General features: G+C 72.9%; 12 protein-coding genes. 11 read left to right on the top strand and 1 reads right to left on the bottom strand.

Annotated features, from left to right (window positions below; translation table 11 throughout):
• The coding region (locus tag ABD879_RS10885) for a coiled-coil domain-containing protein (RefSeq protein ID WP_345020088.1) at positions 1-1440 on the bottom strand (1440 nt) is incomplete at its 3' end.
• 274 nt (positions 1441-1714) lie between these two features.
• On the opposite strand from ABD879_RS10885, the gene pip reads away from it, so the two are divergent.
• From pip to ABD879_RS10830, 11 genes are all read left to right on the top strand, one after another.
• Positions 1715-2677, top strand: a complete 963-nt coding sequence (pip, locus tag ABD879_RS10880) for a prolyl aminopeptidase (RefSeq protein WP_345020086.1) — start codon at positions 1715-1717, stop codon at positions 2675-2677.
• Positions 2678-3163: 486 nt separating this feature from the next.
• On the top strand, positions 3164-3697 hold the full coding sequence (ectA, locus tag ABD879_RS10875; protein WP_345020085.1) for a diaminobutyrate acetyltransferase: 534 nt from the start codon (positions 3164-3166) through the stop codon (positions 3695-3697).
• A 243-nt stretch (positions 3698-3940) separates the two neighbouring features.
• A complete protein-coding gene (gene ectB / locus ABD879_RS10870; RefSeq protein ID WP_345020083.1) occupies positions 3941-5203 on the top strand; it encodes a diaminobutyrate--2-oxoglutarate transaminase in 1263 nt (420 codons plus the stop codon).
• Positions 5204-5235: 32 nt separating this feature from the next.
• Positions 5236-5631 carry an ectoine synthase gene (locus tag ABD879_RS10865; RefSeq protein WP_345020080.1) on the top strand — a complete coding sequence of 132 codons (396 nt, stop codon included), beginning with the start codon at positions 5236-5238 and terminating at the stop codon, positions 5629-5631.
• Positions 5628-6536, top strand: coding sequence for an ectoine hydroxylase (gene thpD / locus ABD879_RS10860; protein ID WP_345020078.1), 909 nt, complete (start codon positions 5628-5630; stop codon positions 6534-6536). The genes ABD879_RS10865 and thpD overlap by 4 nt, the downstream gene beginning before the upstream one ends.
• Before the next feature lie 214 nt (positions 6537-6750).
• Positions 6751-7647, top strand: a complete 897-nt coding sequence (gene ehuB / locus ABD879_RS10855; protein ID WP_345020076.1) for an ectoine/hydroxyectoine ABC transporter substrate-binding protein EhuB — start codon at positions 6751-6753, stop codon at positions 7645-7647.
• Positions 7648-7653: 6 nt separating this feature from the next.
• On the top strand, positions 7654-8355 hold the full coding sequence (gene ehuC, locus ABD879_RS10850) for an ectoine/hydroxyectoine ABC transporter permease subunit EhuC (protein ID WP_345020074.1): 702 nt from the start codon (positions 7654-7656) through the stop codon (positions 8353-8355).
• Entirely contained in the window at positions 8355-9008 is a 654-nt protein-coding gene (gene ehuD / locus ABD879_RS10845) for an ectoine/hydroxyectoine ABC transporter permease subunit EhuD (RefSeq protein ID WP_345020071.1), read from the top strand. Before ehuC ends, ehuD begins: the two co-directional genes overlap by 1 nt.
• A gap of 67 nt (positions 9009-9075) precedes the next feature.
• The gene (gene ehuA, locus ABD879_RS10840) at positions 9076-9927 is read left to right on the top strand and encodes an ectoine/hydroxyectoine ABC transporter ATP-binding protein EhuA (protein WP_425549627.1); all 852 of its coding nucleotides are present in this window, start codon (positions 9076-9078) and stop codon (positions 9925-9927) included.
• Positions 9928-10010: 83 nt separating this feature from the next.
• The gene (locus tag ABD879_RS10835) at positions 10011-11186 is read left to right on the top strand and encodes a thiolase family protein (protein ID WP_345020069.1); all 1176 of its coding nucleotides are present in this window, start codon (positions 10011-10013) and stop codon (positions 11184-11186) included.
• On the top strand, positions 11170-11592 hold the full coding sequence (locus tag ABD879_RS10830) for a Zn-ribbon domain-containing OB-fold protein (RefSeq protein ID WP_345020067.1): 423 nt from the start codon (positions 11170-11172) through the stop codon (positions 11590-11592). The genes ABD879_RS10835 and ABD879_RS10830 overlap by 17 nt, the downstream gene beginning before the upstream one ends.
• Positions 11593-11618: the final 26 nt, after the last annotated feature.

Below are 11618 nucleotides of genomic sequence, written 5' to 3'. Positions count from 1 at the left end.
GGCCGCCTCCCGGGCCCGCTCGGCCGCCTCGCGCGCCTGCTCCAGCTGCGCGCGGGCCTGCTCCAGCTGGGCGCGGGCCGCGACGGCGGCGTCGCGCTCGCGCTCGGCCTTCTTGGCGGCCTCCAGCGACTGCGCGGCCGTGTCGAGGGCCTGCTCGCGCTCCTTGCCGGCCTGCTGCACCAGCCGCTCGGCCTCGGCCAGCAGCCGGTCGGCGGCGCCGGCCCGCCGGTAGGCGTCCGCGGCGCGGCGCTCGGCCTCCTGGGCGCGCCGCTCGGACTCCTGGGCGCGCAGCTCGGCCTCCCCGGCGCGGCGCCGGGCGTCCTCGGACTCCTTTGCGGCCGCCGCGGCGACCTGCTGCAGGTTCTTGGCGGTCAGCTCGGCGTCGGCGGCCTTGGCGCGCAGCGCCGACAGCTCGCCGTGCGCGCCCTCCAGCGCCCGCGACAGCTCGGCGGCCTGCTCGGCGAGCCGGTCGCGTTCGGCCTCGGCGGCGCGCCGCGCGGTGACGGCGTCCTCGACGGCGCGCAGCGCGTCGTCGCGGGCCTCGCTCATCGAGTCGCGCTGCGCCATGGCCTGCCGGACGGTGGCCTCGGCCTCGGCGACCCTGCGCTCGGCCTGCTCGGCCTGCGCCTGGGCCTGCTCCATCTGCGCGCGCGCCTGCTCCATCTGGGCGCGGGCCTGCTCGGCCTGCACGCGCGCCTGCTCGGCCTGGGCGAGAGCCTGCTCGGCCTGGGCGCGGGCCTGCTCGGCCTGGGCGCGCCCCTGCTGGGCCTGGTTCCAGGCGGCGGCGGCGTCGCGCTGGGCGGCCTCCTTCTCCGCCTGCATCGCGGCGATCTGGGACTGCGCCTCGCTCTGCGCCTCGGCCAGCCGCCGCTCGGCCTCCAGCGCCCGCCGGTCGGCCTCCTCGGCCTGCCCCCGCGCACGCTGCACCTCACCCCAAGCGGCCGCCGCGTCCCGCTGCGCCGACTCCTTCTCCGCCTGGAGCGCGGCGACCTGGTTCTGCTTCTCGGCCTGGAGCGCGGCGATCTGGGACTGCGCCTCATTCTGCGCCTCGGCCAGCCGCCGCTCGGCCTCCAGCGCCCGCCGGTCGGCCTCCTCGGCCTGCCCCCGCGCACGCTGCACCTCACCCCAGGCCGCCGCCGCGTCGCGCTGGGCGGCCTCCTTCTCGGCCTGCATCGCGGCGACCTGGTTCTGGGCGTCGGTGTGCGCCTCGGCGACCTTGCGCTCGCCGGCGGCGAGCGCGTCCCCGATCAGGTCGGCCATCTGCCGCAGCCGCTCGACGATGTCCCACGGCTGCGCCTCGGCCAGGTCGGGGTCGCTCCGGCCGCCCGCCTCGCCCGCGTGCCCGGCGGCCTTGATCGGCTGCTGCGCCGCGGGAACGGGCCAGGGAGAGGCCGCGTCCGGGATCTTGCGTCCGCCGCCCGACCCGTTCAGCTCGCTCACTCCGGCCCTCCAAGTTCTCCTCGCCGTACTCGGCCGACCCGCCGGGCGGCGCGGGTGCGGAGCAACGGTCGCGGGGCTGCTGTGCTCATCTGTTCGCTGCACTCCTCGCCTGGCGGCTCGTCGCTTGGCATATGGAAGGCACTCTAGTGCCGATCACCACAGCGTTTGCCCTGTTTGGGGTTTAGTTTCTTGATCCTCACAGTCCTTTCCCGCAGATCAAGCCGCGGGTGCGGCATCTCACGACCCCCCGCGTGAGATGAAACAATCACAGCTCATGGAGCTCGCAACCCTGTATCCGCCGATCGAACCGTACGATTCCGGGCTGCTGGACGTGGGCGACGGCAACCGGATCCACTGGGAGGTCTGCGGAAACCCCGACGGCAAGCCCGCGGTGATGGTGCACGGCGGGCCCGGCGCGGGCTGCACGCCCGCGCACCGCCGCCAGTTCGACCCGAAGGCGTACCGGATCGTGCTGTTCGACCAGCGCAACTGCGGGCGCAGCCTGCCGCACGCCGCCGACCCGGAAGTGTCGCTGGAGCACAACACGACCTGGAACCTGGTCGCCGACATGGAGCGGCTGCGCGAGCACCTGGGCATCGAACGGTGGCTGGTGTTCGGGGGGTCGTGGGGCAGCGCGCTGGCGCTGGCGTACGCGCAGACGCACCCGGAGCGGGTCAGCGAGCTGGTGCTACGGGGCATCTTCACCCTCCGGCCGTTCGAGCTGTACTGGTTCTACCAGGAAGGCGCCTCGCTCATGTTCCCCGATCTGTGGGAGAAGTTCCTGGCGCCCATCCCCGAGGACGAGCGCGAGGACCTCCTGCGCGCCTACCACGAGCGCCTCAACTCCCCCGACCGCGACGTGCGGGTGGCCGCCGCGCGGGCCTGGGCGCAGTGGGAGGCGGGCACGATGAAGCTGCGCCCCTCCCCCGAGCTGGTCGAGTCGTTCGGCGACCCCGACTTCGCGGTGGCGTTCGCCCGCATCGAGAACCACTACTTCGTCAACGAGGGCTTCTTCGACGACGAGCAGCTGCTGCGCGACGTCGGCAAGATCCGGCACATCCCGGCCGTCATCGTGCAGGGCCGCTACGACGTCTGCACGCCGCCCGCCACCGCCTGGGACCTGCACCGCGCCTGGCCCGAGGCCGAGTTCCACCTCGTGGACGACGCGGGCCACTCCTACGACGAGCCCGGCATCCTGCACCACCTCATCGAGGCCACCGACCGGTTCGCCCGCTGAGCCCTTCCGCCGATCCCTTCCGCTCCGCCCCGACGCCTCCACGTCGGTGCCGCCCGCGCGAGCCTGCGGGCGGCACCGCGTCGTGAACGCCTGCGAAGGCACCGACGGGGACGGCGCACAACCTGCCTCATCTGTCACTCGGACCGCGCCGCCACCGCGCGGCACACCCCCGACGCGCCGCAGGGCCACACAGTTGTCACTACGAGCGAGTGATTTACCTCACATAATTGAAACATTGAGGCCGGGGGCTGTACACGCCGCGTCACCCAGGGTGGCGGCCGGGACGGGCGCCGACGCGTCCGGCGCCCGTCCGGCGGATTCCCCTGCGTGCGGCGGAGAACGGCGCGGTCCTCCCCCGCCGCCGCGCGCACCGGACGCGCCCGAATCGAACAAGCCCCTTCCCCTACCCGGTCGCGGGAATGCCAAACATCTCGTCGATAACAATGCCCGCGGCGCGTTCAGGAACCTTCGCTAGGTTTCTCTCACATGGCAACGCAATCCCTGCGCTCGACATCCCCTCCGACAGGGAGCGAGGCGGCGTTCCGGCTCCGCGAGCCAGACCTGGCCGACGGTCCCGAGATGTGGCGGCTCGCGCGGGACTCGAACGTGCTGGACGTCAACTCGCCATACAGTTACCTGCTCTGGTGCCGTGATTTCTCCGGCACCTCCGTGGTGGCCCGGACGGACGACGCGGCATGCGGTTTCGTCACCGGCTACGTGCGCCCCGACCGGCGCGACACGCTGTTCGTGTGGCAGGTCGCGGTCGATCGCGCCCACCGCGGCCGGGGTCTCGCCCGGCGCATGCTGGACCGGCTCGGCGACCGGATGCCCGCGCTGGGCTGCCGGTACATGGAGGCCACGGTGACACCCGGCAACACCGCCAGCGCGGCGATGTTCGAATCGTTCGCCCGGGGCCGCGGCTGCGCGGTGGTCCGCAGCCCGCTGTTCGGTGACGCGCACCTTCCCGCCGGCCACGAGCCCGAGATCCTGTTCCGCATCGGCCCGGTGAACCGTTCCTGACGGCCGTCGCGCGGCGCCCGCGGCGGCGTCCGCCCGGCCCTGCGCCCGGGCACCGCCGGGCGGTGCACGCGGCCGGCGCACGGCGCATCGGACCGGTCCACGCCCCGATCCCCGATCCCTGCCCTCGCCCCGTTCCAGCCCCGTTCCCGGATTCACCCGGATTCCCGTCCCGACCGTCCCGACGACCGCACGGCCGTTTTCTTCGACCGCTCATTCCCCCGAACCGCCGGAGGCAGAGAACACATGGACGTATTCGCTCGTCTCGAATCCGAGGTACGCGGCTACTGCAGGGGCTGGCCCACGGTGTTCACCACCGCGCAGGGCAGCCATATCACCGACGAGAACGGAAAGACGTACCTGGACTTCTTCGCGGGGGCGGGCACGCTCAACTACGGGCACAACGACCCGGTGCTGAAACGCCGGCTGCTGGACTACCTGGCGAGCGACGCGATCGTGCACTCGCTCGACATGTACACCGCCGCCAAACGGCGCTTCCTGGAACGCTTCGACGAGGTGGTGCTGCGGCCGCGCGGCCTGGACTACAAGGTGCAGTTCCCCGGTCCGGCGGGCAACCACGCGGTGGAGGCCGCGCTGAAGCTGGCGCGCAAGTACACCGGCCGGGAGACGGTCGTCGGCTTCACCAACGCCTTCCACGGCATGACGCTGGGGGCGCTGGCGGTGACCGGCAACTCGATGAAGCGCACCGGCGCGGGCGTGCCGCTGGGCCACGGCGTGGCCATGCCCTACGACAACTACCTCGACGGCCGCACCCCCGACTTCCTGCTGTTCGAGACGATGCTGGAGGACAGCGGCAGCGGCCTGGACAGGCCCGCCGCCGTGATCGTCGAGACCGTGCAGGGCGAGGGCGGGATCAACACCGCCAGCGCCGAGTGGCTGCGCGGCCTGCAGGACCTGTGCCGCCGCCACGACATCCTGCTGATCGTCGACGACGTGCAGATGGGCTGCGGCCGCACCGGCCCGTTCTTCAGCTTCGAGGAGGCCGGACTCACCCCGGACATCGTCTGCCTGTCCAAGTCGCTGAGCGGCTACGGGCTGCCGCTGGCGGTGACGCTGCTGCGGCGGGAGCTGGACGTGTGGGAGCCCGGCGAGCACAACGGCACCTTCCGCGGCTTCAACCCCGCGATGGTGACCGCCACCGGCGCGCTGGAGGAGTACTGGGCCGACGCGGGCCTGGAGAAGCAGACCCGGGCCAAGGGCGAGCAGGTGGAGCGGGCGCTGCGGGAGATCGCGCTGGAGCACGCGGGCGCGGTGCACTCGGTGCGCGGGCGGGGCCTGGTGTGGGGCCTGGTCATGCGGGAGCCGGAGCTGGCGCCGAAGGTGTGCGCCGAGGCGTTCCGGCGCGGTCTGCTGATGGAGACCTCCGGGCCCGAGAGCGAGGTCGTCAAGCTGCTGCCGCCGCTGACCACCGCCGAGGCCGACCTGGCCGCCGGCCTGGAGATCCTGGCCGACTCGGTCGAAGCCGTCCGCACCGCCGTGGCCGCCTGAACCGCGCCACCGCCCCCGGAGAGGAACAGCGAATGATCGTCAGGTCACTGAAGGACGTCATCGGCACCGACCGCGATGTGAAGGCGCCCACCTGGGAGAGCCGCCGCCTGGTGCTGGCCCGGGAGGGCGTCGGGTTCTCCCTGCACGACACGGTGCTGTACGCGGGCACCGAGACGAGGATGTGGTACGCCAACCACATCGAGGCCGTCTACTGCATCGAGGGCGAGGGCGAGCTGGTCAACGAGGAGACCGGCGAGACGCACCGGATCGAACCCGGCGTCATGTACCTGCTCGACGGGCATGAGCACCACACGCTGCGCGCCCGCACCGACGTGCGCACGGTCTGCGTCTTCAACCCGCCCTGCACCGGCCGGGAGGTCCACGACGAGAACGGTGTCTACCCGCTGCTGACCGAGGAGGACGCGTGAGTGTCATCGAGTCCCATCCGACGAGCACCGACGCCTATCCCACCCGCAAGGCGGCCGAGCCGGCGCTGCTGTACCGCCAGGACCCCGTGGTGTACGGCGGCCCGGACGACGGCCCGATCGACGCCGAGACGCTGCGGTCGTACGAGGCGACCGGCTATCTGACCGTCGACCGCCTGCTGCGGCCCGAGGAGGTGCGGACCTACCGGGCCGAGCTGCGCCGCCTGGCCTCCGACCCGCGGATCCTCGCCGACGAGCGGACGGTCACCGAGCGCGACTCGGACGAGGTGCGCTCCATCTTCGAGGTGCACCGGATCAGCGAGGTGTTCGCCGGCCTGGTGCGCGACCCGCGCGTGGTCGGCCGGGCCCGGCAGATCCTCGGCGGCGACGTCTACGTGCACCAGAGCCGGGTCAACTACAAGCCCGGGTTCACCGGCAAGGACTTCTACTGGCACTCCGACTTCGAGACCTGGCACGCCGAGGACGGGATGCCGCGCATGCGCGCGGTGAGCATCTCCATCGCGCTCACCGAGAACTTCGTGCACAACGGCGGCCTGATGATCATGCCGGGGTCGCACAAGACGTTCGTGTCCTGCGTCGGGGAGACCCCGGCCGACCACTACAAGCAGTCGCTGCGCAACCAGGAGATCGGCACCCCCGACCAGGGCAGCCTGTCGGTCCTGGCCGAGCGGCACGGCATCGACCTGCTCACCGGCCCGCCCGGCTCGGCGACGATGTTCGACTGCAACTGCATGCACGGCTCCAACGGCAACATCACCCCCTTCCCCCGCTCGAACGTGTTCATCGTGTTCAACAGCGTCGACAACGCCTGCGTGGAGCCGTTCTCCGCGCCCGCGCCGCGGCCGCCGTTCATCGGCGCCCGCGACTTCACCCCCGTCCGCGACTGACCACGTGACCGGGCCCGGCCGGGGGCAGGCCGGCCGGGCCCGGCCGAAGATCCGCGGCCCGTCCGCCGCCGCCCCGCCCCGGCAGGGCGCGGCCCGGCCGAGGCGGGACGGGCGGTCCTCCTCCGGCGCGGCCGCCCGTCCGCACCCGACACGACCACCGGCAAGCCCGGCCCCGCGCCCGCCGGCGCCGGGCCTCACCCCCAGGAGTTCGACGATGACTTCCCCGACGAGACGCCACTTCCTGCGCACCGCGGCCGTGCTGGCCGGGGCGGCCCCGCTGGCCGCCGCCGGCTGCTCGCGGACCGATCCCGAGCAGGAGCTCCGGGGCGGGGGCACGCTGGAACGCGCCCGGCAGGAGGGCAAGATCAAGGTCGGTTTCGCCAACGAGGCCCCGTACGGCTACACCGACACCTCCGGCAGGCTGACCGGGGAGGCGCCCGAGCTTGCCCGCGTCGTCTTCAAGGAGCTGGGCATCGGCACGGTCGAGGGGGTCCAGGTCGACTTCGGCGGGCTGATCGGCGGCCTGAACGCCCGCCGCTTCGACGTGATCGCCGCCGGCATGTTCATCACCCCCGAGCGCTGCGCGGCGGTGGCGTTCTCCGACCCCGAGTACATCGCCAAGAGCGCGTTCATGGTGCCCAAGGGCAACCCCGAGGGCATCGCCACGTTCCAGGACGCCGCCGCCAAGAACCTGCGCGTCGGCGTGCTGACCGGCGCCGTGGAGGCCGGGTACGCCGAGAAGCTCGGAGTGAAGAAGGGCAACATCAAGACCTTCCCCGACCAGCCCAGCGCCTACGAGGGGCTGAAGGCCGGGCGCATCGACTGCATCGCGCTGACCCGCATCTCGCTGGCCGACCTGCTGTCCAAGCACAGGGGCGAGCCGTTCGAGCTCACCGACGCGTTCACCCCCGTCATCGACGGCAAGGAGCAGAAGGGCGCGGGGGCGTTCGCGTTCCGCAAGGCCGACGGCGACCTGCTCAAGGCGTTCAACGACAAGCTCGCCGAGCTCAAGCGGTCCGACCGGCTGCTGCCGATCCTGCAGCCGTTCGGGTTCACCCGGGCGGAGCTGCCCGGCCCGAACGACACCGCCGCCGTGTACTGCCGGGGCTGATCGGCCATGTCGGACGTCCTCGAGGCCTATCCGCAGCTGCTGCGGGGCACGTGGACCACCGTCCAGCTGACGGTGTACGGGGCGGCGCTGGCGCTGGTGCTGGCGCTGGTGTTCGGACTGGCGGGCACCTCGCGGCACCGCGCCGTCCGCGCGCTGAACCGGGTGTACGTGGAGTTCTTCCGCGGCACCGCCACGCTCGTGCTGATGTACTGGATGTTCTACGCGCTGCCGCTGGTGGGGTTCCGGTTCACGCCGATCGCCGCGGCGGTGCTGTCGCTCGGCCTCAACGTCGGCGCGTACGGCGCCGAGGTGGTGCGCGGCGCGGTCGACGCCGTGCCCAGGGCGCAGTACGAGGCGGCGGTCGCGCTGAACTTCACCCCGTGGCAGCGGACGCTGCGGGTGACGCTGCCGCAGGCGGTGGCGCTGATGCTGCCGCCGTTCGGCAACCTGCTGATCGAGCTGATGAAGGGCACCGCGCTGGTCTCCCTGATCACCATCGGGGACCTGACGTTCAGCGCCCAGCGGATCCGCGCCGCCACGGGGGAGACGGCCGCGACGTTCCTGGTCATCCTGGTGGTGTACTTCGCGATCGCGCAGGTGCTGCAGCTGGCCGTGCGGTACGCCGAGCGGCGCGTCGACCGCATGCTCGGCAGGCGGCCGGACCGGCGCACGGCCGCGGCGTCCGGTGCGGGGGCGGTGAAGGGCTGATGACCTGGGACTGGAACTACACCGGCGAGATCCTGCCGGACCTGCTGGACGGGCTGCGCGTCACCGTGCTGGCCACCGTGCTCGGCTACCTGATCGCGCTGGTGCTGGGCCTGGTGTGGACGCTGCTGCGGCGCACCCCCAGCCGGGCCGTCAACCAGGCGGTGCGGTGGGTCGTGGAGTTCATCCGCAGCACCCCGCTGCTGGTGCAGCTGTTCTTCATCTTCTACGTGCTGCCCTCCTGGGGGCTGACGCTCGGCGCGCTGACGGCGGGGGTGATCGGCCTGGGGCTGCACTACTCGACCTACACCTCCGAGGTGTACCGGGCCGGCATCGCCGACGTGCCGCGCGGCCAGTGGGAGGCGTGCGTCGCGCTGAACCTGCCGCGGCGGCGCGCCTGGCAGGACGTGATCCTGCCGCAGGCGGTGCGCAGGGTGGTGCCGAGCCTGGGCAACTACCTGATCGCCATGTTCAAGGACTCGCCGCTGCTGCTGGCGATCAGCGTCGGCGAGCTGCTCGGCGCCGCCTACCGGGCCGGGGCCGAGACGCTGCGCTACCTGGAGCCGATCACGGTCGTGGGCGTGCTGTTCGTGATCGTGAGCGTGCTGTCGTCCATCGTCGTCCGTCGCCTGGAGAGGCGCTATGCCACCTATTGACCCACCTGCTGACATTGACCCGCCTGCTGACATTGACCCGCCTGCCGACGCTGACCCGCCTGCCGACATCGCACCGTCCGCGTCCGTCCCCGACGAGTCCCCGCAGGGCCGCCGGCGGCCCGCGCCCGGCCCGGCGGGGCGGGCCGGGCGCGGGCCGGGCATCCGCTTCGAGAAGGTGGTCAAGCGGTTCGGCGGCACCGTGGTGCTGCGCGAGCTGGACTTCCAGGTCGCGCCCGGCGAGCGGGTGACGCTGATCGGGCCGAGCGGCTCGGGCAAGACCACGATCCTGCGGCTGCTGATGACGCTGGAGAGGGTGGACGGCGGCGTCATCTGGGTCGGCGACCGGCCGCTGTCGCACATGCCGCGCGGCGGCCGGCTCGTCCCGGCCGGCGAGCGGCACCTGCACGAGATGCGCAAGCAGATCGGCATGGTGTTCCAGCAGTTCAACCTGTTCCCGAACATGAACGTGCTGCGCAACCTGACCGAGGCGCCGGTGCGCGTGCTGGGGCTGTCCAAGGACGAGGCGGTCGAGCGGGCCCGCCGGCTGCTGGACATGGTCGGGCTGGCCGACAAGATCGACGCGCATCCGGCGCAGCTGTCGGGCGGGCAGCAGCAGCGGGTGGCGATCGCCCGGGCGCTGGCCATGGAGCCCAGGGTGCTGCTGCTGGACGAGGTCACCTCGGCGCTGGACCCCGAACTGGTCGTCGGCGTGCAGGACCTGCTGCGCGACATCGCCCGGGACAGCGACATGACCATGCTGTGCGTGACGCACGAGATGAACTTCGCGCGCGACATCTCCGACCGGGTGCTGATGTTCGACCGGGGGCGGATCGTCGAGGAGGGCCCGCCGGAGCAGATCTTCGAGGCGCCCGCCGAGCAGCGCACCCGCGACTTCCTGCAGGCGGTCCTGGCGTCCTGACCCGTCCGCCGCCCCCTCCCCCGCACCGACCAGAATCTGATTCGGTAACGTTTCCGGGGAGGACGGAGAGCGAAGGAGGGGGCGTGACGGGACCAACGTCGGGCGCCGCGATCGCGGGGCTGGGCATGACCGAGCTCGGCAAGGTCTACGGGCGCAGCCCGCGCCGGCTCGCGGCCGAGGCGGTGCGGCGGGCCGTCGCCGACGCCGGGCTGACCCTGGCCGACCTGGACGGCCTGCTGGTCAGCCACGGCATGGGCGGCTCGCCCGGCATCGAGCTGGCCGGCACGCTCGGCCTGCGCGACCTGCGGCTGCTGACCCAGATGAACGCGTTCGGCGCCACCGCCGGGGCGATGGTGGCGTACGCGGCGATGTCGGTCATCAGCGGCGCCGCGTCCACGGTGGCGTGCGTGTTCGCCGACGCGCCGCTGCGGCCCAAGCAGTCGGCGGGGTCGGCGTACCACCGCGACGCCCGCGAGTGGTACGGGTACGGCGGCATGACCGCCGCGCTGGGCTTCCGCAGCGTCAACGCGTTCTACGCGCTGGCCGCCCGGCGGCACATGGCCCGCTACGGCACCACCAGCGAGCAGCTCGGCGCGATCGCCGTCGCCACCCGGCAGTGGGCGACGCGCAACCCGCTGGCGCAGATGCGCGAGCCGATCACCCTGGCCGACCACCAGAACTCCCGGTGGGTCGCCGAACCGCTGCACCTGCTGGACTGCTGCCTGGTGTCCAACGGCGCCATCGCCGTCGTCGTCACCGGCGCCGACCGCGCCCGCGACCTGGCCCAGCCGCCCGTCCACCTGTGGGGCTGGGGCCAGGGGCACCCCGGGCACGGCAGGGAGCGCGGCAGCGAGTTCGGGCTCACCACCGGCGCGGCGGTGTCCGGCCCGATCGCGATGAAGATGGCCGGAGTGGGCGTCGGCGACATCGACATGTGCCAGCTCTACGACTGCTACACCTACACGGTGCTGGTGTCGCTGGAGGACTACGGGTTCTGCGCCAAGGGCGAGGGCGGGCCGTTCGCCGAGTCCGGGGCGCTCGGGCCGGGCGGGGCGCTGCCCACCAACACCGGGGGCGGGCAGCTGTCCGCCTACTACATGTGGGGCATGACGCCCCTGTCGGAGGCGGTGATCCAGGCCCGCGGCCACGGCGGGGAGCGGCAGGCCCCCCGCAACGACGTCATCCTGGTCAGCGGCAACGGCGGCATCCTGGACCACCACTCCACGCTGATCGTCAGCCCGCATGCGAAGGGAGCCTGAGATGGACCTGGGCGTCCTGCGCCGCGACGGGCGCACCGACCCGTTCTTCGACGGCGCCGCGGCCGGCCGGCTGGTCGTGCGGCGGTGCGACGCCTGCGACCGGTGGCTGGCGCCGGACGCCGGCGACTGCCCCGGCTGCGGCGGATCCGACCTCGCCTGGGCCGAGGCGAGCGGGGAGGCCGCCCTGGTGAGCTGGACCGTCCTGCACGGCCGCCCCGCCGACGACGGCGCCGTCCCGCCGCCCGTCTGCCTGGCGCTGGTGGAGCTGGCCGAGGGGCCGTGGCTGCACACCCGGCTCGTCGGCGCCGACCCGGCGGGGCTGCGCGAGGGGCTGCCGCTGCGCGCGGTGTTCGAGCACCCCGCCGAGGGCGAGTCCTACGTGCTGTTCCGACCCGCCGCCCCCTAGACCGAACGGCGTTCGGTCGCCTAGCG

It is taken from the genome of Actinomadura keratinilytica, assembly GCF_039539665.1.
GTDB lineage: Bacteria > Actinomycetota > Actinomycetes > Streptosporangiales > Streptosporangiaceae > Spirillospora > Spirillospora keratinilytica.
Note: the sequence above shows the minus strand (reverse complement) of the source record. Positions and strands in the feature narration are given on the sequence as shown.